General features: G+C 65.5%; 23 protein-coding genes. 3 read left to right on the top strand and 20 right to left on the bottom strand.

Translation table 11 applies throughout. The features are described from left to right. Positions 1-8 precede the first annotated feature (8 nt). The 3 genes from G5S35_RS29945 to G5S35_RS29935 all read right to left on the bottom strand — a co-directional run bounded on the left by G5S35_RS29945 (position 9) and on the right by G5S35_RS29935 (position 2712). Positions 9-677: a response regulator transcription factor gene (locus G5S35_RS29945; protein WP_074983547.1), complete on the bottom strand. Its 669-nt coding sequence runs from the start codon at positions 675-677 to the stop codon at positions 9-11. Continuing rightward, positions 674-1825, bottom strand: a complete 1152-nt coding sequence (locus G5S35_RS29940; RefSeq protein ID WP_183039694.1) for an ATP-binding protein — start codon at positions 1823-1825, stop codon at positions 674-676. Before G5S35_RS29940 ends, G5S35_RS29945 begins: the two co-directional genes overlap by 4 nt. Positions 1826-2478: 653 nt before the next feature. Continuing rightward, positions 2479-2712, bottom strand: a complete 234-nt coding sequence (locus tag G5S35_RS29935) for a hypothetical protein (RefSeq protein WP_124263139.1) — start codon at positions 2710-2712, stop codon at positions 2479-2481. A 358-nt stretch (positions 2713-3070) separates the two neighbouring features. Here G5S35_RS29935 and G5S35_RS29930 point away from each other — a divergent pair, with 358 nt between their 5' ends. Continuing rightward, positions 3071-4441: a DUF3300 domain-containing protein gene (locus G5S35_RS29930; protein ID WP_183039693.1), complete on the top strand. Its 1371-nt coding sequence runs from the start codon at positions 3071-3073 to the stop codon at positions 4439-4441. An 18-nt stretch (positions 4442-4459) separates the two neighbouring features. Continuing rightward, positions 4460-5437 carry a DUF2950 domain-containing protein gene (locus tag G5S35_RS29925; protein ID WP_237181601.1) on the top strand — a complete coding sequence of 326 codons (978 nt, stop codon included), beginning with the start codon at positions 4460-4462 and terminating at the stop codon, positions 5435-5437. Between the two features lie 39 nt (positions 5438-5476). On the opposite strand, the gene G5S35_RS29920 is transcribed toward G5S35_RS29925, so the two are convergent. From G5S35_RS29920 to G5S35_RS29870, 11 genes are all read right to left on the bottom strand, one after another. Beyond that, positions 5477-7246, bottom strand: a complete 1770-nt coding sequence (locus G5S35_RS29920) for a SulP family inorganic anion transporter (protein WP_183039692.1) — start codon at positions 7244-7246, stop codon at positions 5477-5479. A gap of 215 nt (positions 7247-7461) precedes the next feature. Next, the gene (locus G5S35_RS29915; RefSeq protein WP_065062418.1) at positions 7462-8055 is read right to left on the bottom strand and encodes a PqiC family protein; all 594 of its coding nucleotides are present in this window, start codon (positions 8053-8055) and stop codon (positions 7462-7464) included. Next, the gene (locus G5S35_RS29910) at positions 8055-9683 is read right to left on the bottom strand and encodes a PqiB family protein (protein ID WP_065062419.1); all 1629 of its coding nucleotides are present in this window, start codon (positions 9681-9683) and stop codon (positions 8055-8057) included. The genes G5S35_RS29915 and G5S35_RS29910 overlap by 1 nt, the downstream gene beginning before the upstream one ends. After that, entirely contained in the window at positions 9676-10956 is a 1281-nt protein-coding gene (locus G5S35_RS29905; RefSeq protein WP_176079995.1) for a paraquat-inducible protein A, read from the bottom strand. Before G5S35_RS29905 ends, G5S35_RS29910 begins: the two co-directional genes overlap by 8 nt. Positions 10957-11052: 96 nt before the next feature. Then, the gene (locus G5S35_RS29900) at positions 11053-11439 is read right to left on the bottom strand and encodes a response regulator transcription factor (protein WP_065062423.1); all 387 of its coding nucleotides are present in this window, start codon (positions 11437-11439) and stop codon (positions 11053-11055) included. A 130-nt stretch (positions 11440-11569) separates the two neighbouring features. Beyond that, positions 11570-12160: a hypothetical protein gene (locus tag G5S35_RS29895; RefSeq protein WP_065062538.1), complete on the bottom strand. Its 591-nt coding sequence runs from the start codon at positions 12158-12160 to the stop codon at positions 11570-11572. A 119-nt stretch (positions 12161-12279) separates the two neighbouring features. After that, on the bottom strand, positions 12280-12867 hold the full coding sequence (locus tag G5S35_RS29890) for a BPSL1445 family SYLF domain-containing lipoprotein (RefSeq protein WP_065062425.1): 588 nt from the start codon (positions 12865-12867) through the stop codon (positions 12280-12282). Between the two features lie 213 nt (positions 12868-13080). Continuing rightward, complete coding sequence (locus tag G5S35_RS29885; RefSeq protein WP_065062427.1) at positions 13081-13545, bottom strand: glycine zipper domain-containing protein; 465 nt, start codon at positions 13543-13545, stop codon at positions 13081-13083. Positions 13546-13751: 206 nt separating this feature from the next. Further along, positions 13752-15173: a DUF2252 domain-containing protein gene (locus tag G5S35_RS29880; RefSeq protein WP_183039691.1), complete on the bottom strand. Its 1422-nt coding sequence runs from the start codon at positions 15171-15173 to the stop codon at positions 13752-13754. Between the two features lie 21 nt (positions 15174-15194). Further along, on the bottom strand, positions 15195-16169 hold the full coding sequence (locus G5S35_RS29875) for a sensor histidine kinase (RefSeq protein ID WP_183039690.1): 975 nt from the start codon (positions 16167-16169) through the stop codon (positions 15195-15197). A 209-nt stretch (positions 16170-16378) separates the two neighbouring features. Beyond that, a complete protein-coding gene (locus G5S35_RS29870; RefSeq protein ID WP_237181599.1) occupies positions 16379-16633 on the bottom strand; it encodes a hypothetical protein in 255 nt (84 codons plus the stop codon). A gap of 74 nt (positions 16634-16707) precedes the next feature. Between G5S35_RS29870 and G5S35_RS29865 the strand changes: the two genes are divergently transcribed. Next, positions 16708-18141 (top strand): cation:proton antiporter, encoded by a 1434-nt coding sequence (locus G5S35_RS29865; protein ID WP_237181598.1) that lies wholly within the window; start codon positions 16708-16710, stop codon positions 18139-18141. Between the two features lie 252 nt (positions 18142-18393). Here the strand turns inward: G5S35_RS29865 and G5S35_RS29860 are convergent, their stop codons facing one another. The 6 genes from G5S35_RS29860 to G5S35_RS29835 form a co-directional block, all read right to left on the bottom strand. Beyond that, the gene (locus tag G5S35_RS29860; protein WP_183039689.1) at positions 18394-20436 is read right to left on the bottom strand and encodes an FUSC family protein; all 2043 of its coding nucleotides are present in this window, start codon (positions 20434-20436) and stop codon (positions 18394-18396) included. 101 nt (positions 20437-20537) lie between these two features. Continuing rightward, positions 20538-21155 carry an ANTAR domain-containing response regulator gene (locus G5S35_RS29855; protein ID WP_183039688.1) on the bottom strand — a complete coding sequence of 206 codons (618 nt, stop codon included), beginning with the start codon at positions 21153-21155 and terminating at the stop codon, positions 20538-20540. Then, on the bottom strand, positions 21152-22327 hold the full coding sequence (locus tag G5S35_RS29850; protein ID WP_074983532.1) for a transporter substrate-binding domain-containing protein: 1176 nt from the start codon (positions 22325-22327) through the stop codon (positions 21152-21154). Before G5S35_RS29850 ends, G5S35_RS29855 begins: the two co-directional genes overlap by 4 nt. Before the next feature lie 82 nt (positions 22328-22409). Further along, positions 22410-23117, bottom strand: a complete 708-nt coding sequence (locus G5S35_RS29845; RefSeq protein WP_183040045.1) for a branched-chain amino acid ABC transporter ATP-binding protein — start codon at positions 23115-23117, stop codon at positions 22410-22412. Positions 23118-23122: 5 nt separating this feature from the next. Beyond that, positions 23123-24958: an ABC transporter permease subunit gene (locus tag G5S35_RS29840; protein ID WP_183039687.1), complete on the bottom strand. Its 1836-nt coding sequence runs from the start codon at positions 24956-24958 to the stop codon at positions 23123-23125. After that, a complete protein-coding gene (locus G5S35_RS29835; protein ID WP_065062444.1) occupies positions 24951-25784 on the bottom strand; it encodes a branched-chain amino acid ABC transporter permease in 834 nt (277 codons plus the stop codon). The genes G5S35_RS29840 and G5S35_RS29835 overlap by 8 nt, the downstream gene beginning before the upstream one ends. Between the last annotated feature and the right edge of the window lie 9 nt (positions 25785-25793).

Raw genomic sequence — 25793 nt, 5'->3', positions numbered from 1 at the left:
CCGTGCGTTCAGGCGAACCGACGCCCTTCCGCAGAGCCCGCGAGTGCGTCGCCACGCTCCGCCGCCGGACTGTCGAGGTCGGCGCGCTCGGCAAGCCGGACCAGATCCGCGAGCGAGCCGGCCCGCATCTTTTCCATGACGCGCGCGCGATGGATCTTGATGGTCTTCTCCGCCGCACCCAGTTCATCGGCGACGAGTTTGTTCGGCCGCCCCGCGACCACCAGCGCCATGACTTCGCGCTCGCGCGGCGTCAACTGCGCGACACGGCGCTGGATTTCCGCGTTCTGCGCGCGCTGTTCGAACAATTGCCGCGCAAGCGCGAGCGCGCGCTCGACCGCCTCGAGCAACGGCGCCTCGTCCACGGGCTTCAGCAGAAAATCCGTGGCGCCGGCCTTCATCGCGGCGATGGCGGCGCGCGCGCCGACATGGCCCGAGACGAAGATGGTCGGCACCCTGCACGGCAGCCGGCGCTGCAGCGCGATGCCGCTCAGATCGGGCAAGCCGAGGTCGAGCAACAGGCACGCGGGCTGGCTCGTCAGATCGGCGCATGCAAGGAAATCGCCGGCGCAGCCGAAGGTCTGCACGACGTAGCCCGCCGAACCGAGCAGACGACTGAAGGCCTTGCGGATCGGCTCGTCGTCGTCGACGACGAACACGAGAGATTGGGGTGTGTTCATAGAGGCTCGTGCGCGCCGCTATTCGTGGTCGCGCCCTCCGCAGGTAGCTCGAATTGAAAGGTCATGCCGCGTTCACGATTGCGCTCGGCCCACATGTGGCCGCCGTGCCCCATGACGATAATGCGGCTGATCGACAGGCCCAGCCCCAGACCGTTCGGTTTCGAGGTCGAAAAGGGCTTGAACAGCGTGGCCATCTGCTCGTCGCTGACACCGTCGCCGCAGTCGCGTATCGCAATACGAACGCCACGCCCGCCCGGCGCCGCGCCGACACTGACGAACACCGCGCGCTCGGCGGGCGCCATGCCCTGCATGGCGTCGAACGCGTTGAGAATCAGATTGACGAGCACCTGCTGAAGCTGCACGGCGTCGCCACGCAGCATCGGCAAGCCATTCTCGATATGCGAACTCAGCGCAACGTGGCGTTCGCGCGCACGGCGGTGCAGCAGTTGCATGACATCGCGCACGAGACAACCCATGTCGATCGCGCTCAATTCGCTCTGCTCGCGCTTGCCGAACTGCCGCATCTTGCGGATGATCGCGTGCGCTCGTGTGCTATCGGAAACGATCTCGTCGAGCAACTCGAGCATCTCTCCGATGTTGGGCGGCGTGCTCGCCAGAAAGCGCCTGGCCGCCTGCGCGTTGCTCAGAATGGCGGTGAGCGGTTGATCGACTTCGTGCGCGAGCGCCGCCGCCATGTCGCCGACGTCGGACGCCTGATCGTGATGCATGAGCGCCTGACCGGCGCGACGCACGCCGGGCTCCTGAGCGCTTGCGACGTCGCCCGCGTCGCCTTCATCGCCCTCGCCGCACAGCGCGTCGATCACCAGCACCGCGTACGGCCTGCGCTCGATTGCAAACGAAACGGAACTGGTGACCTGCGCGGCGCGCTGACTGCCATCTCTTTTGCGCACGACCGCCGGGCGCGTCGTACTGCCGGGCGCGCCGCGCATCACCCACGACGTGCCGACAGGCTCGGCGATATCCGTGTCTTGCGACGGCAGCACCAGCATGTCCAGCGGCAACACGCTCAGTTCCGCCGCCGAATAACCGAACAGCAGCGCGGCTCGCGCGTTGGCGGCGACGATCGTTCCCTGCTCGTCGACCGCCAGCGCGGCGGACGGCATCACGTCGATCATGCCGCGCAGCATGGGTGGCGCCGACTGGTCCGGCAATGCCCGCTGTGTCAGCCGCCCGGTAACAGCGGAAAGCCACGAAAGCCAGTCATCACGACCCTGCCCCCGGCCCGTGAGCCTGAATGTGCGCTTTCCGTTCCCCACGTTCTCTCCGTACATGGTGCCCTCCGAACGCGCGATCTGGATGGGATTTGCGACGCCGCCCATAATTCATCAGCTGTCCTGACAGCAATTCAGCCTGACGCAAATACCCGATGCAACGATGCGCGAGATCTCTCCAGAACCTGCATGCTGGCCGCGATATTCACGAGTTCACAACGGTGACCAACGGCTTCTTCTTGATGTGCGGTGAATCGGTCGCCCGCACGTGGCAAATGACGTACTGAAACCGGCACGGCTTGACATGCGAATGTCGCTCGTCACGACACCACCTGAATGGGAGTTGCACTGACTATATCGAGACAGTACGGGTAAATTATACGAAAGAAATCATGCCACCCACCGACTTATTTTAAATTTCGGTAATTTTTTTAGTTCCGTGTGTTAATTGCATCACTTTACGGACGGGCGATTAATACCTGATGCGCTTACATGACGAACAAATGACGGAAATGGAGCAATCGATAAAATATTTGCAAACCATATTCCGCCATCCATTTAACTGCGCGCTAATGAGATTGTCCCGGCGACGACGCTGGAACGCTGCCGCCCGTATCTTTCTGCTGACCTGAATTCGCGTCCTGCGAATGCTTGCTGGTTCTGGCTTTTTCCCCCGCTTTTCGTTGTGCGTCCTGCATTTGTTTCATTCCCGGCGATCCGGTCTGCCCATAGACTGGCACGATGCCGATCGACGCAATGACGACGGTCGCCAGCAGTCTTCGACTTGTACAGGTCATGATCATGATTCTCACCTCGATTGTTGAACATTGCGATACACCACATTGCGTTTTATTAGCTTCATTAAGTCGCCGCACCGTTGTCGCCGCGCAATCCGGGTTTATACGCAAACAACTTCAATACCGCTCATTCAGAAACACCTCTCCATTGGCCGGCGAATACCCGAATTCTGAAACGTCATTCCGCTTTTTCTCTGCCGGCACACCAACATTCATTTGCGTGCTCGCACAAATAGTCAATAGGACTCTGGTCCGATTGCCCCCGCCACGCGCGACGACAAAACTAGGCGAATAGCCCTTCCTGGCCGCGTCGCGTGGCGTTCTTCGCATTGGCAGGTTCGGTTGGGCATCGGGAGGAGCGGCGATGACTTCGTGGACTGAACGAATCTACGGCGTGATCCGCTTGCTGATGCTCGCGTTCGTGAGCGCGGCGCCATCCGCGGCGCTCGCACAAACCCCCGCGCCGCCCGCGCCATACAAACCCGAAGAGATCGAGGCGCTGGTGGCGCCAATCGCGCTTTATCCCGACTCGGTGCTCTCGCAGGTGCTAATGGCGTCGACTTATCCGCTGGAAATCGTGCATGCCGCGCGCTGGTCGAAAGAGCACCCGAAGCTCAAGGGCGACGAAGCCGTCAAGGCGGTTCAGGATCAGCCGTGGGACACGAGCGTGAAATCGCTCGTGGCGTTTCCGCAGATCCTCGAGCCGATGAACGAAAAAATCGACTGGACGCAAAAACTCGGCGACGCTTTTCTCGCCCAGGAAAAAGACGTGCTGGCCGCCGTGCAGCGATTACGCGCGCGCGCCAGGGATGCGGGCAACCTCAAGTCGAGCGAGCAGCAGCAGGTGATCGTCGAGCAGCCGCCTCAGCAAGGCGCCCCGACGATCGTGCGTATCGACCCCACCAATCCCCAGGTCATCTACGTGCCGGCCTATAACCCGACCGTGGTGTACGGCGCGTGGAGCTATCCGGCGTATCCGCCGTATTACTGGCCGCCCTCGCCCATGTACTACCCCGGCGGCGCGCTGATGACGGGCTTCGCATGGGGCGTCGGTCTCGCGGCGGCGGGCGCGCTCTTCGGCAACTGCAACTGGGGCGGCGGCGATGTCAACATCAACGTCGACAAGGCCAGAAACGTGGATCGCAGTTTCAATCGCACCAATGTCGAAGGCGGCAAGTGGAAACACGATCCCGGCCATCGTCAGGGCGTGTCGTACCGCGACAACGCCACGCGCGAGAAGTTTTCGCGTGACGTGCCGGGCGGCGCCGGACGGCGCGACTATCGCGGCCGTGGCGACGTCGGCGGCGCTGGTGGCGCCGGTGGCGCGGGTGGCGCTGGACGGCCGGGTGGCGTCGGCGGTGCAGGCGGTGCAGGTGGCGCAGGGCGGCCGGGCGGCGTCGGCGGTGCTGGCAGCGCAGGACGACCGGGTGGCGTCGGCGGCGCAGGCGGTGCGGGTGGCGCGGGCCGGCCGGGTGGTCCTGGCGGCGCAGGCGGTGCAGCAGGCATCGGCGGCGCCGGGCGGCCGGGAGGCGCGGGCGATGCAGGTGGCATCGGCGGCGCGGGCGGACGCGACGGCGCATTTCAGGGCGTCGGTGGCGGCGGCGCCACGCAACGCGACATCAGCCGCGGCACGTCGAGCATGCAGTCGTCCAGCTTCAATCGCGGTGGCGGCGCCAGCACGCGCAGCGGCGGCGGCGGCATGCGCGGCGGCGGTCGTGGTGGCGGCAGACGCTAGACGCCAGGGAGCCCTACCATGAAACCAGCCATGAACGACCTGTCCAGCCTTCGCGTCCTGCCCGGCCTCCTCGCGGCGGCGTCGGTGACGGCGGCGCTCGCTCTCGTGCCGACGCAGCCGCTCGCTGCCGCGGCGCAAGCCTCGTTCGCTTCGCCCGAAGCCGCCATGAACGCATTCGGCGAGGCCGTCTCCCGCAACAACGAAACCGAATTGCAGACGTTGTTCGGCGCCGATTTCCGTCGTCTGGTGCCACCCGAAGGCGCGCAGATCCGCGCGCGCTTCCTCGAGGAATGGCAGGTCGCCCACTCGGTCCAGACCGACGACAGCCACCGCGCGCATATCGCAGTCGGCGACGACGGCTGGACCTTCCCCTGCCCCCTCGTCAAAGGCGGCCACGGCTGGCATTTCGATATGGCCGCCTGCGCGGAGGAAATGCGCATCCGGCGCATTGGCCGTAACGAACTCGCGGCGATCCAGACCCTGCTCGCGATCTACGACGCGCAGCGCGAGTACGCCTCGTCGTATCACGACGGCAACGACACCTACGTGTACGCGCGCCGTCTCGCGAGTTCGCCGGGCAAGCAGGACGGCCTCTACTGGCCGACCGCCGCGGGCGCCGAACCCAGCCCGCTCGGCGAGGAATTCGCCGCCGCCAGCGCGCGCAATGTGCGCGGCACGGGCTATTACGGCTATCGCTACAGGCTGCTCACCTCGCAGGGACCGCACGCCCCAGGCGGCGCCTACGGCTACCTCGTGCGCGGCCAGTTGTTCGGCGGCTTCGCCGTGGTGGCGTGGCCGGTCAGATACGGCGACACCGGCATCAAGACCCTCCTCGTCAGCCATGACGGCCAGGTCTACGGACGCGACCTGGGCCCCGATACCGCGACCCAAGCGGAAGCGATGACGTCGTTCGATCCGGGCCCCGGCTGGGCCAAAGAGAAAAACACGGAGCAGGATGCGGGCGACGTCACGCAGAAACGGAAGGCCGCGCCGTAATGTCGTCGGCGATCGCACCGATCACATCCTGCGCGCCAGTCACGGCGCGGGCTGCTTCACCTGTCCGGCGGCCGGATCGCGGCCCGCGTCGCCGAGCCAGGCGTCGACCGCGCTGCCCACGGTCGGATGAAAGTGCGTATCGCCGAGCAGATCGAGCAGTTCGAAGCGCCTGAGCTTGTCGCGCACCGGGTCCTTCATCTCGGCGAAATGCAGCGCGATGCCGCGTCGATTCAGCGCTTCGATCAATTCGCGCAGCATGTCGGCGGACGTCACGTCGACGCTCGTCACGGGCTCGGCGGCCACGACGATCCGGCGCACCGGCGTCGGCGATTCGTCGACGGCCTGCATCAGCCGCTCCTGAAACAACTCCGCGTTGGCGAAGAACAGCGGCGCGTCCCAGCGAAACAGCAGCAGCCCCGGAATGCGCACCGCCTGCGGATAGCGCGCGATGTCGTGATAACCGCGCACATCTTCCACACGACCGAGCACGGCGAAATGCGGCCGCCAGCCATCCCACAGAAATTCGATGATCGCGATGACCACCGCGATGCCGATGCCCGGAATCGCGCCGAACACCGCGACGCCCGCGAAACACACCATGGACAACCAGAACTCCCATTGCTGGATCCGGTAAATGCGCTTGAGATCGGCGATTTCGAACAAGCCGATCGCGGCCGCCACGACCACCGCCGCGAGCGCGCTCGTCGGCAGATAGCGCATCAGGTTCGGCGCAACGAGCAGCAGCAGCGCGACGGCCAGCGCGCCCACCACGCCCGTCAACTGCGTCTTCGCGCCGGCCGCGTCCGCGACGGGCGTGCGCGACGAACTGCTGCTGATCGGAAAGCCGTGAAAAAAGCCTGCTGCCAGATTCGCGATGCCGAGCCCCACCATTTCCTGGCTCGGATCGATGCGGCTGCGATAGCGCGCGGCAAAGGTGCGTGAGAGCACGCTGGTGTCGGCGAAGGAAATCAGCGCGACCGCGCAGCCGCCGAGCACGATCTTGATCAGATCGACGCCGCTCGCCCACGGAACCGCAAAGGTCGGCAAGCCCTGTGGAATCTTGCCGAGCACCTTGACGCCACGCTCGTCGAGATGCAGCACGCTCACACAGAGCGTCGCGAGCACCACGGCGATCAGGATGCCGGGCACCTTCTCGAAACGCTTGAGCACGAGGATGACCACGAGGCTGCCCGCGCCGACCGCGAAACTGACCCAGTTGGCCTGCCCGCCGGCGATGGCCGTGGCGAGGCTCAACAGGTCGCGCAGCGGCCCCCCTTCGTCGATGGAGATCGCGAACAGTTTGGGCAACTGGCTGATCAGCACCGCGATGGCGATGCCGTTCATGTAGCCGTAGCGAATCGGCTTCGAGAGCAGTTCGGTCACGAAGCCCAGGCGCAACAGGCCCATGAGTATGCAGAACGCGCCGGACACGATCGCCATCATGCTGGCGACCGCGATCGCGCGCTCGGGATCGCTGCCCGCGGCCGCCGCCACGACAGCCAGGATCGGCGCGGCGAGCGCGGAGTCGGGACCGAGCACGAGGATGCGGCTCGGGCCGAACACCGCATAGGCGAGCAGCGGGACGATCGTCGCGTAGAGCCCGTAGACGCCTGGCACGCCGGACGCCTCGGCGTAGGCGATGCCCACCGGCACCAGCATGGTCGTCAGCACCAGCCCCGCGGCGACGTCGCTCGGCAGCCAGCTCAAGCGGTAACGCCTGAGCGCGACGAGGCCCGGCAACCACTTTGCCCAGCCGTGCGCCGCGCTTGCGGAAAGCTCGTTGTCGAGACCTGAGGGTTGAGTGGGCATAGGCTGGATGGATCGTGCCGCGCGGCGTCGGCGTGACGTTGCGCGGAGGCCGGATCGGCGCGCAGGTTGGCGCGATGCGGCGTGCGGCCACGCTCGAACGGCATCACTGTCATGCCAAGAATAGTTCAGGTTCGAGAATCAGCACAGGATGCGAGACCGCAGTACACCGCACTGCGCGGCACCACACGACACTACGCGGAGCGGAGCGGCGCGGCTCACTGCCGCATGCCCGCGCGGATCGCCGCCGCGATCTCCGAGCTGATCGTGCCGAGTGCGCGCTCGTGCGCCGCCACGAGCGCGCCATAATCGTGGCTGTCGAGCGGCTCGCGGGCCAGGCTGCGCCCGAACACCATCGCGCCTTTCGCCGGCGGCCGCACCGCCCATTGCGCGGCAATCGTCACCGCGTCGCCCGGCACGCTGTCGATGCCGACGATGTCGACTCGCACGGACCACTGCGGCAACGCGCCCGCGCACGCATCGAACACGGACACGCGCGCCGTCGCGAGACGCTGCGCGAGATCGTCGGCGATCACGCGCGCGATATCGGCTTTCAGCGGCTCGGCCCAGCGCGCGAACTCGTTCAGCTCGATGCGGTTGTCGGCGGTGCGCGTGACGATCTGCGGCCGGTCGACCAGATCGGGCACCGTCACCGGACTCACGACGATGCACATCGTCGCAGCCACCGGCGCCGCGTCCATGCGCGCGTCGCCGTGCATCGCGTAAAAGTCCGGCGTCGGCGAGCCGCAGCCCGCACAAGCAAGGAGCGCAATCAGTGCGCTCGCGCAGCCGGTCCGTGCGGTGGCGCGCATCACGGCTTGTCTCCGGGTTTGCCGCGCACCACCGCTTCCGGATGCCGCTCCAGATAGTCCGTGAGATTGCGCATCGATGCGGCCGTGCGAGCGAGTTCGCGCATGGCGTCGCTGGTGTTCTGCTGAAGCTGCGTGTCGGGCTGCAAGGCGGAGTTGGCCGAGTCGAGCGCCGTGCGCGCCGACGACAGCGTGCCCTGCGCTTCCGGCACCACGTCGCTGCCGAGCCGCGCGATCACCTCGTTGGTGTTTTGCAGCGTCTGCTGCGCCTGCGTGCCGATCTGCTCGAACGGAATGCCGTTGAGCTTGGCGAGCAGCCGCGTCAGCGAATCCTGCAACGACTGCAGCGTGCGCGGCACCGTGGGCAGTTCGGGCGGCGTGCGGCTCCAGTCGATCTTCGCCTTCGGCGAGTCCGGGAACATGTCGAACGCGACATACAGTTGCCCCGTGAGCGGATTGCCCGAGCGCAACTGGAAGCGGAAGCCGCTGGCGATCAGGAAATCCGCGAGTTCATGCGGCGACGACGTGAGGCGCCCGCCAGGTTCCTGGCGCGCGTTGCTCCGGTAGCGCAACGTGAAGCGCTCGGGATACAGGCTGATCTCGACCGGAATGCTGAACTGCCGCTTCACGGGATCGAAACGCGTGTAGATATGCGTGACCTCGCCGACCTCGACGCCGCGGAAATCGACCGGCGCGCCCACGGTCAGGCCGCGCACCGAATCGAAGAACGTCACGATATAGGTATCGACGATACGGTCGTGCTGCTTCATCGCCTCCGCGCGCGTCGCGTAGAGATCGAACGGCGTGTTGTCGGCGACCTCGGGCAGATTGCGGTCGGTGTCCGGCGTCTCGAACGCAATGCCGCCGATCAGCAAGGAGACGAACGACTGCGTGTTGATCTGCACGCCGTCGGGACTGAGCGACACGTCGAGCCCGCTCGCATGCCAGAAGCGCGTATCGCCGCGCACGTAGCGGTCGTAGGGCGCGTTCACGAACACGTGCAGGGTCACGCCCTTGCCGTTCGGATCGAGTTCGTACGAGGCGATCTGGCCCACTTCGAGGCGGCGGAAAAACACCGGAGAGCCGACGTCGAGCGAGCCCATGTCGGCGCTCTTGAGCACGAATTCGCGGCCCGGCATATCGCTCGGAAACACCGGCGGGACTTCGAGACCCACGAAGTCGCGCCGTACCGATTTCGAATTGCCCTCGTCCATGCCTACGTACGAACCCGAGAGCAGCGTGCCGAGCCCCGAGACCGTGCCGCCGGAAATGCGCGGCCGCACGACCCAGAAGCGCGTGTTCGCGACGAGCATGCTGGTTGCGTCCTTCACGAGTTCGCCCGTGGCGATCACGCGCTTGTGGTCGGGCGAGAGCGTCACCGACTTCACGATGCCGATATCGACGTCCTTGTATTTGATCTTGGTTTTGCCGGCCTCCAGGCCATCGCCGTTGCGAAAGCTGATCGTGACCGTCGGGCCTTCTTCGAGAATCGCCTTCGCGGCCAGCCAGCCGCCGATCAGCAGCGCGACGACCGGCACCAGCCAGACGATCTGCATGCGCCAGCGCGAGCCCGCCACCGGCTTCGCCTCGGGCAGATCGGGCAGCGTGCCGTCAGGGCCGGAGTCAGGCATGATCGCGCTCCAATGGGTCCCAGATGAGGCGCGGATCGAACGCGCTCGCGGCGAACATCGTCATGACGACGACCGCGCCGAAGGCAATCGCGGCCGGACCGGCCTTGATGGTCGCGAGCGCCTTGAACTGCACCAGCGCGACCAGCATCGTGACGACGTAAATATCGAGCATCGACCAGCGTCCCACCAGCTCGATCATCCGGTAGATGCGCGTGCGCTCCTGCGGCAGCCATCGCGACGCGCGCTGCGCCGAGGCCGCCAGATAGCCGAGGCCGAGAATCTTGATCATCGGCACGGCGATGCTCGCGATGAACACCACCACCGCCAGCGGCCACGATCCCGACACCCACAGATAGACGACGCCGCTCATGATGGTGTCCTTTTGCGTGCCGAACAGCGAACTCGTGTCCATCACCGGCAACACGTTCGCCGGTATGTAAAGCACGATCGATGCGATCAGGAACGCCCACGTGCGCGACAGGCTGCCGGCCTTGCGCAGATGCAGCGGCGTCGCGCAGCGCGGGCACGCAAGCGCGCCGCCGCTCGCGGGCAGGCGCACGATCAGCTCGCAGCACGGACACAGCGCGAGGCCGCAGGCCGCGCCGGTGAGGCCGCGATCCGGCCTCGGCCGCGCCGCGCGCGCAGCGCCGGACCACGTCCCGAACCCCGGCGTGGGCGCAATGCGATGCCAGAGCGCGGGCACGTCGAGCGCCGCGCCCGTGCCTGCCAGCACCACCATCAGCGCGCCGAACGACCAGAGCGCGACGCCCGTCACCACCGTCGCGATATGCGAGAGCTTGACGAGTGCGATCAGCAACCCGAGGATCAGCACCTCGGTCATGCCCCAGGTGCGCGCGACACCCATCACGCGAAACACCAGATTGGCCTCGCGCGGCTTGCGGCCGAATTCGAGCGGCACGAGCAGCCACAACAAGGTGACGATCTGCGTGGCCGGCATCAGGATCGTCGTGATGAAGACGAGGCCCGCGATGGGCCACATGCCATCGAGATACAGCACCTCGACCGCGCCCCACAACGTCGCCCGTATGAGGTTGCCGTTGACGGCCAGGCCCACGATCGGAAACAGATTCGAGATCACGAACAGCACGAGCGCACCCGAGGCGAGCGCCAGCGAACGCCGGCTGCTGTCGGTGTGATCGCGTTCGAGTTCCGCGCCGCAACGGCGGCAACGCAACACCCCGCGATGCGGACACGACGCGCGCCGCTGCAGCAGATCGCATTCGTGGCACAGGAGCAGACCGGCGTGCTTCATGGCGTCGGCTCCCCTGCGCTCGCGCGCGGCGCGAGCGGGCCGCACGGCGCATGACGGTGGAAAAAATCGGCCTGGCGTTTCATGGCGGCTACTCGCTCACGCGTCGCGATCCCGGTCGAGCACGGAGCGCACCGCGTCGATCAGATCGAGTTCGTCGAACGGCTTGCACAGATACGCGAGCGCGCCGCCCGCGTGCGCCTGAGCGCGCACGTTCGGCTCGTCGTGCGCGGTGATGACGATGACCGGCAAACCCGTGCCCGCCAGACGCTGCTGCACGTCGATGCCGCTCATTCCCGGCATCTGGAAGTCGAGAATCACGCAGGCGGGCCGATAGGGGTCCGCGGCGTGCAACGCGTCGAGAAACGCTTCACCGCTCGCGAACGCCACCGCGTCGATGTTCGCGGACTTCAGCAGCCGCCGGATCGCCCGCCCAACGGACTCTTCGTCGTCGACGATCGCCACGGATTGACTGGAAGCGCTCATTTGGTCCACCCGACCGCAAAACCGGTGCTGGCATGGGTCGCTCCCGAGCCATCACCGCCTGACGAACGGCGGCCGCAGCCAGGTCGGTGCCGCCCATGTGCGGGCCGCGCACGCGGGCACGGCGCACTCACTATTTCGCGTTCGCGGGCTGAACGGAGATGGCCAGCGCCTCCGTGTAGACCGCCTCGACCTGATCGCCCACCTTGACGTTCGCCAATTCTTTGGGATCCTCAACTTTCAGGTCGACCGTGTCGCCCTCGGGTCCCTTGAGCGTCACCATTCTGGTTTTGTGGTTCACCGCGACGACGTCGGCGACCACGCGCACCTGCCTGCCGATGGTGCCGCCAGGTTTCGCGCCCTTGGGCGCCCGTTCGAGCGACGGCGTTTCCTCGACCGAGGTCGCGCCGCCTCCGCCCTTCTTCAGACTCACCGTCAGGCCTTCGCGATAGGTCATGGTGACCTTGTCGCCGATCCGGAGCTGATCGAAGTTGCGCGCTTCCTCGCCGACCTGTACTTCGAAGGTCTTGCCGTCTTCGCGCTTGAGCCGCACGGTCCGCGTCGCGGGATCGACGCTCAGCACCTCGGCCGTCACCGTGCGACTGGCCGCGACGGCCGCCCTGCCGGGCGTTTTCACCACGCCGGCGTCGGTTTGTGCCTGCGCACTGCCAAGCTGGGCGAGCCCGATCACCATCACGGCTGCCAGCAGTTTGAGCTTCGGCATGAATGCCTCCGTCTGGAGTGAGAACGTCGCGAGCCGTGCCGCCGCCCGCGCCACGCGATGGCGGGCCCGGCCGTCTCGTTCGAGACGCGCCGCGACGTCGAACGTGCAGCCTGCTGCCGCTACAGATTGAGCTTCGTGACCTTGGTGCCCGACAGCGAGGCGTCCGCCATCAGCCCCGTGTTGGTCATCACGATCGCGGACACGGGCGCAGACGCAGTGCGCGTATCGAGCTTGCCGTTCGCGCCCACCTTGATGAGCGAGACCTGCACGTCGCCGCCGACCGACCAGCCCGACGAACGGCGGAAGTTGTCGAGCGCATCCTGCGTCATGAACAGGAAAATGATCGCCGTCGATTGCGCGCCCGCCTGGAAGCCGAACGACCCTGCCGCCGAGCTGTAATAGCCGACGGTCGCGCCGCCCACGCGCAACGAGCCCTCTCCGTATGCCGCGCCCGCGATGAACGCGGCCTTGACGATGGACGGGAACACGAGCACGCCGCGCGCCTTGGACACCAGTTCCTGAGAGCCGCCGACCATCGCATAGAGCCGCGACAGGGTGCCGTCCACTTCGGCGTCGATCTTCTGGCGCTTCGAGGCGTCGGTTTCCTCGCTCTTGCCGCTGCCGGTCGTCACACTGCAACCCGATACGGCCGCGCCCACGGCGGCGGCCATCACAGCGACCTTAAGCACAAAACTCCTTCGCTTCATTATCGTCCTCCGGCAACCGTCAAAAGCCATGCGTCACGTGATGACATTATGTCGACTGCGATCGCAAGCACCTATCGGGCTTTGGTCCTATAACGCCCAGAACGCCGCGAGAGAAATCGATACAGCGGAACGCGGCACACTCCTGCCCGCGCGCGCGGATCGCGCGGCGGCTACGACTCTCCTTTGTCCTGCTCTCGCATGCGCCGGCGCGCTTCACTTGATCGTGTAGCCGCGACCCTCCATGCAGGCGGCGTAGGCGCGATTGAACGCATCCATCGCGCCCTGCGATTGCGCCTGTGCATTGGCCTGCGCATCACGCCGGTTCTGGCGCGCCCGCGCGCCGCCCACCATCGTGCCGCCGACCGCGCCGATCGCTGCGCCCTTGCCCGCATCGCCCGCAATCGCGCCGATCACCGCGCCGCCCGCCGCGCCGCGCGCAGCACCGCCAACGCGCTCGCCGCCGCCGACAGCCGGACCGGATGGCGGCGGCGCCGACGTCACCTTGGTGGGATCGACGCCCGTATTGCTTTTCGCCCAGCTGTAGCACGCGCCTTCGTCCTTTTGCTGCTGTTGCGCGCTCTGCCCCTTCGCGGGATAGGCGATCGGGCCCGCACTCGCCAGGCTCGCCGGCAACACACCCGCAGCGATCAGCACCTGAAGGCGACGCTTGATTGACATGCTCACGGTTCCTCCTTGGCGCTACGCCAGGTAGAACGAATCGTTCGCGCACGGAAGACGCACGCGCCGGCGGTGACGGGCGCAGGGATGCGCCGTGGGCGCCGGCCCGGCCGTCGTGCACGCCGTGCGATCCTTTCATCCACCGCACGCCTGATGTTCAGAATGTGTCTGCGGACGGTCCGGAGCAATCGGACCAAAGTCCTACTTCAGTCCTCGGTCATCGCCTCGATACGGCCCTCGCGGATCGCGTGAATGAACGCCCGATAATCTCGCCGGTTCTGCGCGCTGTATTCGGTTGCGAATTCGGTGACGGCGTCGTCGAAAACCCCGCTCGAACCCATGTACCCGGCGATCATCGCGGCGTCGCCCGAACGCGCATGGGCCCGCGCAAGCGCATGCGCGCACATGCGGCCGTATTGACGCAGCATGCCCGCGTCGAGCGCCTCCATCACGACCGACATTTTCATGTCGCGCAGTTGCCGGATATAGAAGTCGCGCCCATTCTTGCCGCGGCTCCAGCCGAGAAACACATCGCTTGCGGACTGCATGATGCGCTGGCCCGCAATCACGCGCTGGCCGTGGTTCGGATGCACGCTCTTTCCCGCATACGGCTCCAGGACCGACGCCCTTGCCTCCTTGACCTGCAGGAACAGCGGGTCGTTGTCGGAAGCGAGCAGCAGGCCCACGCTACACATCGTGCCGACACTGCCGAGGCCCACGACCTTGGCCGCGAGATCGACCAGATGAAACCGGTCGAATAGTGTGCGCACATGCTCGGCCAGAGACTCGCGGTAGGAGGCGATCGCCTCCGCATAGCCGGACTCGAGGCCCGGCGCCAGCTCGGAATCGGGATGAAAAATAAGCGGAGGCTCGTCCTTGATACGCGGCCGTCCGCCCTCCTCGGTCACGAGCTTCGGATAGAGAAAATCGGGCGCGGTCTTCTGGCGCTCCGCTTCGATACGCTGCGCAATGCGCTTGCGCGCGGTCTCGATGACATCGGGGTCACCTTGCCTGTCCTGATACTTCTGCAGATCGATGCGGTCGTACCAGACGTCCAGCACGCGCATATAGGCGTAGTCGTGCATACGCTCGCGGTATTGGCGCACGAGATCGGTCGTGAGACGCACGGTATCGCTATACGGCAGTTCGAGATGCTGGGCTGCAATCACGACGCTCGCGGCGAGGCGCTTCAGGTCCCATTCGAAGGGCGCAGGCAGCGTTTCGTCGAGATCGTTGACGTCGAAGATCACATGGCGCTCAGGCGTCGCAAAGCCGCCGAAGTTCATCAGATGGGCGTCGCCGCATGCCTGCACGCGCAGCCCGCTGGTGGGCGTCGTGGCAAGATCCGCCGCCATGATGGCGGCCCCGCCTCGATAGAAGGCAAACGGCGAGACCGACATCCGGCCAAAGCGGATGGGGATCAGTCGTGGCAAGCGGCCCGTGTTGGACTCCTCGAGCAACTCGATCACATCGCGGCGCTGCTCTGGAAGCTTCCATCCCGAGTGGGACGACCGCGATACCTGATCGCGAATGAGCCGAGCTTGCGCCGCGCGCTCGTCCGGCGTGCTGTAGGGTACCGAAGCGGCCTTTGCATTGTGCGCGTGCTTGCGTGAAACAGCTTTGTCCATGACGTCTGCTCCTTTCCGGTTTCAGACTGATGCGCTCATGCTTTCGCCGTGCGCCGGAAGCTCGACATGAAAAGTCATGCCGCGATCGGCGTTGCGCTCGGCCCAGAGCTGGCCGCCGTGCGACATGACGATGATGCGGCTGATCGAGAGACCGATTCCCAGCCCCTCCGGCTTCGATGTCACAAACGGCTTGAACAGCGTGACGAACTGGCCGGCGTCGACACCACACCCTCCATCGCGAATGGCAATGCACACCCTGTCGCGCCGGGCCGTGGCCGTCACGACGATGCTGATGCGGCGATCTTCGGTAGCGCTGTCGTGCACGGCGTCCAGCGCATTCAGCAGCAGATTCACGAGAACCTGCTGCAACTGCACAGCGTCCCCACGCACCGGCGGCAAGTGATCCTCGATACGCGTGACAATCGCCGCGCGAAACACCTGAGTCTCGCGGCGCAGCACGCGCATCACGTCGTGCACGAGGCTGCCGACATCGATCACACTGGCTTCGGGCGGCTCGCATCGTGCCGATTGCCGCATCTTGCGGATGATCGCGTGCGCGCGTGTGCTGTCGGCGACGACTTCGGCGAGCAGGTCCTGCAGATCGCCGACCGCGGGCGGGGTCTGCGCGAGAAAGCGTTGTGCGGCCTGCGCGTTGCTGAGAATCGCCGTGAGCGGCTGACAGACCTCATGGGCAAGCGCAGCGGCCATGTCGCCGACCTCGGATGCCCTCTGCCGCCGCACGCGCCGCAATTCGCTCTCACCGTCTGCCGGCGCAACGTCCACAACGTCCGCTACGTCCGCAACGTCGATGAGCCGCGTTTCGCCCTCGCCGCCGCGTCCCTGGGCTGCGCCGGCCAGCAGCGGTGTAAATGCCCCGGTAAAACGCATGCGATGCGCCGTCACGCCCCTGATCCACGAGAAAGCGCGGGTCAAGGCCTGCGTTGCCATGAAGCGGTCGAGATGGAGCTTGCCGTCACCCTCGTTTTCCTTGATCACCGTTCCCTCCTCGGCTTCAGTTGGCCTGCCCTTGCCGCGTTATCGCTGCATTGACAGTAGCGAAGAAGCATTCATAGCGATTGACCTGGATCACACCCTCCCTGTCGCGTGATTTCTATCTGCGCTTCATGAATCGGCGCTGAATGGTCAGACCGTCTGTGCCGAAGCATTGGTTACGCGGCACCGCCCGACACCGAGGTCATCCCACCTCAGGCCAGCTCGTATTCGCGCATCATTTCGGCGATCACGGCCTTCAAAGGCGCCACGCAGTCCTGCGCGACGCCCTGGACGTCGTCGACGACCCAATTACAACCGCCGTTCTTCGCCGGATCGACCGCGCGCGGAATCGAAATAGTGCATTCGCGATAGCTGTCGCCAAGATCCGCGTTCTCCTGAACCCGGCGCAGAATCTCAGCCCGAATCTTTTCAGCACTACGTACGTTCTTGATCATCTCTGCCTCCATCGATCCATCATCCCGCCTACTACATCTCAGCGATCTCGAAACAATCATTTGGCGAAGCGGCGGCGAAGTGATTGATGCACGTCAATCGTTCCGGCGCACTACGGCAGTCGAATGGCATCAATCGTCGATACACCGGCTCTCCTGCCTCTCTGCGTCAGCGGAACCATCAATCACAGAGCACGCAAGGTTGCGCGGGTCGTGGCCGCCATCGAACACGTTGCAGACTTCGCCAAGGGGGCGATCAAATGATGCTCATCGCCGCATTCTTCGCGCTCGTCTTTGTCTACAGCCTCGTGTCCCGAAGGCTTGAGCGGACCGTCATCACCGCGCCCATCCTGTTCACGCTGCTCGGCGTGCTGATGTCGTTTTCGCACGAAGCGCTGACCGAACTCGCGATGGACCGTAAGGACCTGCTGGTGATCGCCGAACTGGGCCTCGTCATGACACTGTTCACGGATGCGGCCCGCGTGCGCCCGCGCATGCTCAAGGGCGACACCAATTTGCCCGTACGCCTGCTGACCGTGGGCATGCTGCTCACCATCGTGCTCGGCATGCTCGGCGCGGTGGTCGTCGTGCGATCGCTCACGTGGTGGGAAGCGGGCATTCTCGCCGCGATCCTGGCCCCGACCGACGCCGGTCTTGGGCAGGCGATCGTCAGCAGCCCGCGCGTGCCGCGGCGCATTCGCCAGGCGCTGAATGTCGAGGCGGGGCTGAACGACGGACTGTCGGTTCCGTTTCTGATGTTTTTCATCGCGTTGGCGCAGGCTCGCGAGACTGGCGCGGGCGGCTCGGTACTGGCCCGGTTCCTGATGGAACAGCTCGGCTACGGCACGCTAATCGGTGTTGGCATCGGGCTGATCGGCGGCTGGCTGCTCGGGCTCGCGCAACGCAAGGCGTGGATGGCCGTACCGCTCACGCAGCTCGGCGTCGTCGCCCTTCCCATAGCCTGCGTGCTCGCTTCCGAGGCGAGCGGCGCGAGCATGTTCATCGCGGCCTTCGTTGCCGGCCTCGCGACTCAGGCGGGTTTCAGCGAAGTCGGCAAGCACAGCGTCGAATTCACGGAAGATTGGGGGCAACTGTTGAATTATTTTGTCTTCTTCCTGTTCGGATTACTCATCACGCTTGTCTGGAAACAGTTCGATTTCGCGATCGTCGCGTATGCGCTGCTGAGTCTCACGCTGATCCGTATGATCCCCGTCGCGCTCGCACTGCGGGGCACGCACCTGAGCAAGCCCACCGTGCTTTTCATGGCCTGGTTCGGGCCGAAGGGGCTGGCGTCGATCGTGCTCGGCCTTGTCTATCTCGAAGGCGAAACGAACCTGCCCGGCGAGACAACGATCAAGCTGATCGTCATGGCGACGGTGCTCTTGAGTATCCTGGCTCACGGTATTTCCGCGCTGCCGGCCATCAACCGCTATACGCGAGCCATTGCGGCCCTCGGCGACGATGCGCCCGAACATGAGACCGTCGAGATGGACCGGGCAAGCGCCGGCACAAATTCGGCGTAAGGCGTCTGCGGGTTGCCGAGCATGAGTTGTTTTAATAGTCGTATCTGTCTGGCAATGAGTAGACGAAAGCGTGCGAGCGCGCTGAACGAGAATGGCAGAAACGGGCAGACCCGGTTATCGGCGAAAGTCATTGACACACAGGACTATTGCGCCCGCGTCCACGCCGTAGGCGAGCAGCTCGCGCTTCACGTCCAGCCATCAACTCGCGGCCGTCTGTCGAGCTACGCGCCGGTCCGGCAGTGAGCCGCCGCTTCACGCCTGGCCGGACGCGTAAGCATTGACTGCCGTTGCGAAGCTGCGGATCGCTTGCCCGAGGTCGTCGTTGGCGGCAACGGCCGGTTGCGCCGCCGATACCGTCCAGGTGGTGCGCGACGCCAGCGCCTGGAGCAACTGAGCCGTCATCGCCTCATATCCGTCTGCTCTTTGCCGATCCGATGCGCTCGGCTCGCCTTCCCGCAGCACCTCGAGCACGGCGGCTGCGCCGCAGACCGAACGCAGCGCCACGATCACCTCCCGCAGACGTTCGAGCGATGCGGATCGCCAACGGCCCTCCAGCAGCATGCGTTCTCGCGCCGCTTCCAGCCGGGTGCTCGCAAGCCCCGCCTCGCGCTGCAATCGATCGAGCGTGGCTGCCGAACCGCTGCGTTGGCGCAGCGCTTCCGACGCAAACTTCATATTGGCCGAAATCGCCGCCGAAGTCGCCGCCGCCAGCGCGTCGCTCCCGCGCTCGGGCCACAAGAGAAAGCTGGCCGCCACGCCGACCACTGCGCCAATGACTTCATTGACAAAGCGAGCCGCAATCAAACCACTCGCCGGGTGAATGAAATCCGAAATCAGCATGAACATCGGGCAGAGAAAAACCACAAATAATCCATAGCTCACGAGTCTCGACGCAATGGCCGCGGCGGCCAGCGGCAAGATGGCGAAGACCATGGCGCCCGGCCCCGCCAGCGTTGCGAGCAGTCCGGCGGCGATCACGCCTCCGATGAGACTGCCACTCGCTCTCTCAAGCACGCGTAACCATGTATTCGCGGAAATCGGCTGTGTCACGATGATTGCCGCGAGCGCTCCCCAATAGGCGAGCGCGACGTTCAACCGCGTCCCGATTGCGAAGGCGAGTACGGTAGCCACCGCCACCCTCAACGCATGGCGCCAGACCAGCGGAGCGATGCCGCGGCTGCCTTGCCCCGCAGCGGCAGCGGCAGCGGCAGCGGCTTCGGCTGCGGCTGCGGCTGCGGCCTCCACGGGCGCAGTCGCGCCATCGGCGAGGCGCACAATGGCGCTCATGGCGAAAGTCAGCGCGCGTGCCTCGCCGTCTTCCTGACCGGCACACTGGTGCAAAAGCGCTTTCGACTGCGCGACCACCGCCTCCGGCAAGGGGCGATCCAGCAGGGCATGCGCGCCCAGCGTCGCCAATAGCTGCTGCAATCCTTGCAACAACGACCGGGATCGCGCGCCCATCGGCACTTCGGACATCCGTCGAGCGTGGCCGAACGCAATCAACGCGGAAAAGATTCTGCCGGCGGCATCGATAAACGCCCCGAGCCGCGATCCGTTGCACGTGTCGAGCGCGGCCAACGCCCTGCCTCGCTCGATCGACATACGTACGCCGCGGCGATGCACCGTGTCGAATCCCTCCCAACCGGCGATTTCCGTTCCGGGAAGCGAGTTACGCTCCTGCAGGAAACCGGCCATGACTTCCAGTCTTCCGAAGATCGTCGCGAGCGTGAGATTGCCGGACTGCCGGAATGGGATGGGCCAGAGGAAGACGCAGAACAGCATGGTCCAGAGGGAGCCGATCAGGAAGTATCCGCCCAGTTCGAGCGCGCCAGCCCAAGGCCGGGCAAGCGCGATGCCGATCACGACGGCAAGTGACGCAATCAGACCGGCCTGCGTGGGCATCGGCCCAAGCGAGGCGTTATAGGAGCGCGTCAGCCCGCACAGAAAGACCAGCGCGAACAGCGTGGCGAGGCTCGCCGGATAACCCCAACTCGCCAGGTACGCAGCGAGCGGCAGGACAACCACGCCGAGAACCGTGAACGTGCCCATGGTTTTGAGGCGATCGGACTTCTCGCCCTGCGGATCGCACAGGCAGTTCCAGAACGCCGCCACCGCGCCGAGCGCAACCTCGGGACGCGCCAGCAGCAACGCGGCGATCAGCATCGGCGCCATCGCCACGGCGGCACGCACGCCTTCGGCCAGGCCGACTCGCTCGGGCGTGACCGCAAAAACATGACCTTCCGCTCTGAAGGTCCGTCGACTGACCGTCGACACAAGTCTGGCAAGGTTGTCCATAGTCCGCTTTCTGACACATTCTTCAGATGGATGCCTCGCCGGTCCCTGATGTCCGGAGCATTGCAAGGCACGGCCGGAAAGGATGGAGCGCCTCGGCGCGCTCAACCGGGTCGTTTGTCGAGACCGAGCTTCTCCATCGCTTCATGGGCGTCGATCACCATCGTCGCCACTTCGCCAATAGTCGCACGCAGGCGCGTTGCCCGCGAACGGATATGCTCATACGCTTCGTTTTCGCTCAGCCGGTGCACATCGATCAGAATCCGCATGGCGCGTTCGATTTGGCGACGTGCCTTGATGGCGTCCTCGAGTTTGCCGATCTTGCTTTGCAGCCGCTGCTGGTAGCCCGAAGCCGCGCGCGCGAGCACAAGCGTGCTCAGAATGCCGGTCGAGCGATAAGGCTTGGTGATGACGCCGTGCGCCTGCGTATCGAGCAGCATCTTCAGCGCGGTCGGGTTTTCGTAATCGGAAAGCGCGATCAGCGTTGCCTGCGTGTCGGCGGCGCACCAGTTGCCCGTCCGGCGCGCGTCGGCGCCGACCAGGAAGAACACCACATCGGCGTCGGCCGGCAGTGGCGACGGAAACGGCCAGACCACGGTGACGAGACAACCGATGCGGCGCAACTGCTCGTCAAGCACGTTGCGGTCGTCGCCAGGCGGATGAATGACGAGCACGCGCAGCGTGCGCAAATCGTCGAACAGGCGGCGCGCCCACGTCGTCATGGTCGCCCTCCGTCCAGCCAGAACTCGCCGAAGCCGTAGGAGATCAGGTACGGGTCGGGTTTGATCGGCGCGCGCCCTTCCCAGACGATGTCGAACGCACCGTCAGGCCGGCACACCGCGATGCGCGGCGTCAGGATCGCATGATTGTTTTCGCGGTCGATCCGCAGCGCGCCTTCGGGCGAATCGAATTCGACTTCGTGCACGGCCTCCACGAGCTTCGCGGTGTCGAGCGACTTCGTACGCGCCAGCGCGAGCGCGAAGAGATGCACCTGGTTGTACGCCATCTCCGACCACATGCTGGCAGGCTGGTCGCCGAAACGCGCGCGCCACGACGCCAGAAAGCGCCGGTTGCCGTCGAGTTCGAGCGTGTTCAGATAACTGGCCGCGACAATATGGTGGCCGCACAGCTCGGGCCCGATCATCTGCGTTTCGCCCTCGGTCATCGTCAGGCTCGCGATCGGAATGCGCGCGGGGTCGATGCCGTGCTCGCGGTAAAGCTGATAGAACTTGCGCGCGCCGCGCCCGATCAGCGTCGAAAACACCACATCGGGCTGCGCCGTGCGAATCTGCCGTACGACTTCGTCGAGCGCGGCCGGTTCGGCGTCGCTCGGCAAATAGATTTCATCGACGATTTCGCCGCCGTGCTGCTCGACCATGTCGCGCATGATGCGGTTCGACTCGCGCGGATAGATGTAATCGGCGCCAACCAGAAAGAAGCGCCGGCCATGATTGCGAAGCAGATACGCGGCGAGCTGCATACTGTTCTGGTTAGGCACCGCGCCGGTGTAGATGACGTTCGGCGAATACTCGAAACCTTCGTAGATCGAGCAGTACCAGAGCAGCGCGTTGTAGCGTTCGATGAGCGGCAGCACCGCCTTGCGGCTCGACGAAGTCGACCCGCCGAAGATGACCGTCACGTCGTCGTCCTGGAGCAGCCGCGAAGCGAGACGATGATACTCGTCGGGATCGCTGCGCGGGTCGTAGACGACCGGATCGAGCAAGCGCCCGTCCACGCCGCCTGCCGCATTGATTTCCTCGATCGCGAGCACGGTGCCGAAAAAGTGCTCCGATTCGGTCGCCGACGTCACGCCCGTGCGCGAGTACAGCACGCCGACGCGCCAGCCGGCCTCCGTGACCGGCTGCCCCGGCGACTGCTGTGAACTGGACTGCATGACGCTTCTCTCCCGATTAGAGGCGGCCGGGCGCAACACCGCCCCGCCACATCAGAACACACCAAAACCTGCCTGAACATGCCTAGACGCGCAAATGCGCGAAGATCGCGGGGGCGGCGCGCTGCGCCTTTGCGTCCCCTTCCTCGATGATCGCCCCTTGCTTGAGCACGGCGTAGCGGTCGGCCACCGCCAGCGCGAACGGCACGTTCTGCTCGATCAGCAACAGCGTCGTGCCGCGCCGCTCGCGCTCCCAGTGCAGCGCCTGCGCGAGCCGGTCGATGACGGAAGGCTGAAGCCCCTCGGTGATTTCATCGAGCAGGATCATCGACGGCGCCATCATCAGCGCACGCGCGACCAGCAGCATTTTCTGCTCGCCGCCGGACAGCGTGCCCGCAACCTGCCGCAAGCGGTCCTTGAACACCGGAAACACGGGCTCGATCTGCGCGAAGCGCTCGTCGAACGTCGACGCGTGTTCGAGCCCGAGCCGCAGATTGTCGCGAATGCTCAGGTCATGAAACAGCGCGTGCTCCTGCGGCGCGTAAGCGACGCCCGCACGCGCGATCCGATGCGGCGCGAGCCGCGTCACGTCCGCGCCGCGCACGTGAATCGTGCCGCCGCGCGTGGGCAGATAGCCCATGATCGTCTTGAGCAGCGTGGTCTTGCCCATCCCGTTCTTGCCGAGCAGCGCGAGCGCTTCGCCCGCCGCGATGCGCAGCGACAGCTTGCGCAGCACGATGGAATTCCGGTAGCCGCTGGTAATCTCCCGAACGTCCAGCGCCATATCACTCATGCCGCTCATGCCGCCTCCTGCGCGCTGCCCGCGTAGATAGTCTTGACGAGATCCGAGTTCACCACTTCGTCGAAACTTCCCTGCATCACCATCTTGCCCTGATGCAGCACGACAATACGCGTGGCCACCTCGGCCACGAAATCGAGGTCATGCTCGACGAGCAGGCAGCAGAGCCCGTATCGATGGGCCAGCGCCGCCAGCACGCCGCCTATCTGGGTGCGCTCCACTTTCGTCAGACCTGCCGTGGGTTCGTCGAGCAGCACGATGCGCGGCTCCAGCGCGAGCACCATCGCCAGTTCGAGCGCCTGCTGTTCGCCGTGCGAAAGGTCCTTCGCGACGGCGTCGAGCTTGCGTTCCAGTTGCGTCGCGCGCATGACGTCGAGCGCATACGGCGGCAGCGCGAGCGTCGGCGAACGACGCACGAACGACGGACGCTCGACGAGCGTGCGCGCCACGCGCAGACACTCGGCAACGGTCAACGTTTCGAACACATTGGCATTCTGGAACTTGCGCCCGAGCCCAAGCTTCACGCAGCCTTCGGGCGCCAGCGTGCCGATGTCGCTGCCGCACAGCGCCACGCTGCCCGCGGAGCGTTCCGCCCCGTCGCTCATGCAACGCATCAGCGTAGTCTTGCCCGCGCCGTTCGGGCCGATCAGACCGACCAGTTCGCCGCCGTCGGCGACCAGGTCGATGCCCTGCAGCACTTTCAGCGAGCCGAAGTGACGTGCCACGCCGCGCATCTGCAGCGCGGGTTCGCCCGCTTGCGGCGCGTGAGCGTCGCGCGGTGCGCTTTCGGTCAGCGCGGGTGCGCGGGCGCCGGCCGCCGTGAATCGGCGCAACGGCTTGACGAGCAGCGGCACGAGACCTTGCGGCAAGAGCACGATCACGAGGACGAACGCCGCGCCCAGAATCAACTGCCAGGCGAACGGCATGCTGCTGCTCAAATAAGCGCTGGCGACGTTGATGAGCAGCGCGCCGATCACCGGCCCCCACAGCGTGCCGCGGCCGCCCAGCGCGACCCAGATGATGAATTGCGTGCCCAGCACGAAGCCCGACAGTTCGGGCGCAACCACCCGGCTGAACGCGCCGTATCCCAACCCGGCGAGCCCCGCGATCGCCGCCGTCACCGCCAGCAGCGCGATCTTGATGCGCGACGTGTTGATGCCGAGGTAGGCGCAACGCGATTCGTTATCGCGGATCGCGGCAAGCAGACGGCCGCCGTCGCTGCGCACGAAGCACCACGCGGCGGCGACCACCGCCAGCAGCGCCCCGCCCGCGATGCCATACCACGCGCCCAGCGAGAGGTCGAAGGTCTCGAAGCCGGTAAGACCGGAACTCGAACCGGTCCACGTTCCGCCCGAGAGCAGCAACTGGCTCAGCACGATCGGCAGCACGAGCGACATCACCGTGGCGAAGAACGGCGACGCACCCCGATAAAAGGACAGCCATCCGACCACGGCCGCGACGGCGACCGGCACGGCAATCGCCAAAACTGCGGCGAGCAGCGCGTGCAGCGGCGAAAATCCCGCATGCGTGAATACCAGCCCGGCCGCATAGGCGCCGAGCCCGAAGAATGCCGACTGCCCGAACGTCAGATAGCCGGTGTAGCCCCACAACAGATCGACGGTGACGGCGACGGCTGCGAAGAAAAAGGCCTGAATCAGGATGTTGAGCAAATACGAGCCGAACAGGAATGGGCCGACGGCCAGCAGCACCAGCGCGCCGCCGAACACGATCGTGAGATCGCGCCATGACCGGCGGCGATGCGTCTGCGCCTCCTCGCTTGCGTGCGCATCGGCTTCGCGGTGATCATTGGACAACGAGGCGTCGAACTTAGCCATGGGCGAATCCTCGCGGACGGATACGCAGCGTCAGCGCCGCCAGCACCGCAATGGTCAGCCCGCCGAGCACCGGGCTCACGAACGTGCTGACGAGCACCTGGCAGGCCCCGAACACGATGCAGGTCACGAGCAGGCTGACCATCGAGTGGCCCGATACCATCACCAGCATGAAGGCGCTGACGATCCACGCCACGCCCATGTCCGGGTCCACGCTCGACAGCGGCGTGATCAGCGCACCGGCGAGCGCACCGAGCGCCGCGCCCAGGCTGAACGTAATGAAACGGATGCGCCCCGAGTGAATGCCGAGCCCACGCGCGAGATCTTCATTCATGATCACCGCGCGCGTCTTCACGCCGAAACGCGTGCCCGAGAGCAGCAGCGTCAGCGCCGCGCAAAGCGCGAGCGCAACCGGTATCAGCAGCAGCCGGTACGCCGAATACTCCGTGCCCGCGATCGAGATTGCGCCATTGAGCGAGGTCGGCACGAACTTCACTTCGCGGCCGAACGCCATCACGATAATCTGGCCGATGACGATGCCGAGCCCCCATGTCGCCAGAATCGCGTCAAGCGGACGTTTGTAAAGCGGCCGTACGATGATCCACTCGACGACCATGCCGACCGCCGTGCCCACGACAATCGCGAGCGGCAAGCCGAACCACGGATCGAGCTTCAGTTGCGTGACCACGAAACTCGCGTAGCCGCCGAGCGTCAGCAGCGCGCCGTGGGCGAAATTCACGATTTTCATGACGCCGAAAATCACCATCAAACCCGCCGTCACGATGAACAGCATCGCTGCCGTCGTGCCGATGTCCAATGCCAAAGCCATGTCGCCTCC

Origin of the sequence: Paraburkholderia tropica, from assembly GCF_014171495.1 — a bacterium.
GTDB lineage: Bacteria > Pseudomonadota > Gammaproteobacteria > Burkholderiales > Burkholderiaceae > Paraburkholderia > Paraburkholderia tropica.
This window is presented reverse-complemented; position numbering and strand designations above follow the sequence as displayed.

Coding starts and splice junctions, on each gene's coding strand:
- G5S35_RS29890 (WP_065062425.1), bottom strand. CDS start 12,867: ATGAAGCGAAGGAGTTTTGTGCTTAAGGTCGCTGTGATGGCCGCCGCC.
- G5S35_RS29940 (WP_183039694.1), bottom strand. CDS start 1,825: ATGCTGCGCGGCATGATCGACGTGATGCCGTCCGCCGCGCTGGCGGTC.
- G5S35_RS29885 (WP_065062427.1), bottom strand. CDS start 13,545: ATGTCAATCAAGCGTCGCCTTCAGGTGCTGATCGCTGCGGGTGTGTTG.
- G5S35_RS29870 (WP_237181599.1), bottom strand. CDS start 16,633: ATGGAGGCAGAGATGATCAAGAACGTACGTAGTGCTGAAAAGATTCGG.
- G5S35_RS29845 (WP_183040045.1), bottom strand. CDS start 23,117: ATGAGTGATATGGCGCTGGACGTTCGGGAGATTACCAGCGGCTACCGG.
- G5S35_RS29930 (WP_183039693.1), top strand. CDS start 3,071: ATGACTTCGTGGACTGAACGAATCTACGGCGTGATCCGCTTGCTGATG.
- G5S35_RS29880 (WP_183039691.1), bottom strand. CDS start 15,173: ATGGACAAAGCTGTTTCACGCAAGCACGCGCACAATGCAAAGGCCGCT.
- G5S35_RS29920 (WP_183039692.1), bottom strand. CDS start 7,246: ATGCCCACTCAACCCTCAGGTCTCGACAACGAGCTTTCCGCAAGCGCG.
- G5S35_RS29900 (WP_065062423.1), bottom strand. CDS start 11,439: ATGAGCGCTTCCAGTCAATCCGTGGCGATCGTCGACGACGAAGAGTCC.
- G5S35_RS29925 (WP_237181601.1), top strand. CDS start 4,460: ATGAAACCAGCCATGAACGACCTGTCCAGCCTTCGCGTCCTGCCCGGC.
- G5S35_RS29835 (WP_065062444.1), bottom strand. CDS start 25,784: ATGGCTTTGGCATTGGACATCGGCACGACGGCAGCGATGCTGTTCATC.
- G5S35_RS29945 (WP_074983547.1), bottom strand. CDS start 677: ATGAACACACCCCAATCTCTCGTGTTCGTCGTCGACGACGACGAGCCG.
- G5S35_RS29850 (WP_074983532.1), bottom strand. CDS start 22,327: ATGCAGTCCAGTTCACAGCAGTCGCCGGGGCAGCCGGTCACGGAGGCC.
- G5S35_RS29905 (WP_176079995.1), bottom strand. CDS start 10,956: ATGAAGCACGCCGGTCTGCTCCTGTGCCACGAATGCGATCTGCTGCAG.
- G5S35_RS29860 (WP_183039689.1), bottom strand. CDS start 20,436: ATGGACAACCTTGCCAGACTTGTGTCGACGGTCAGTCGACGGACCTTC.
- G5S35_RS29865 (WP_237181598.1), top strand. CDS start 16,708: ATGCACGTCAATCGTTCCGGCGCACTACGGCAGTCGAATGGCATCAAT.
- G5S35_RS29840 (WP_183039687.1), bottom strand. CDS start 24,958: ATGGCTAAGTTCGACGCCTCGTTGTCCAATGATCACCGCGAAGCCGAT.
- G5S35_RS29855 (WP_183039688.1), bottom strand. CDS start 21,155: ATGACGACGTGGGCGCGCCGCCTGTTCGACGATTTGCGCACGCTGCGC.
- G5S35_RS29915 (WP_065062418.1), bottom strand. CDS start 8,055: ATGCGCGCCACCGCACGGACCGGCTGCGCGAGCGCACTGATTGCGCTC.
- G5S35_RS29895 (WP_065062538.1), bottom strand. CDS start 12,160: ATGCCGAAGCTCAAACTGCTGGCAGCCGTGATGGTGATCGGGCTCGCC.
- G5S35_RS29910 (WP_065062419.1), bottom strand. CDS start 9,683: ATGCCTGACTCCGGCCCTGACGGCACGCTGCCCGATCTGCCCGAGGCG.
- G5S35_RS29935 (WP_124263139.1), bottom strand. CDS start 2,712: ATGATCATGACCTGTACAAGTCGAAGACTGCTGGCGACCGTCGTCATT.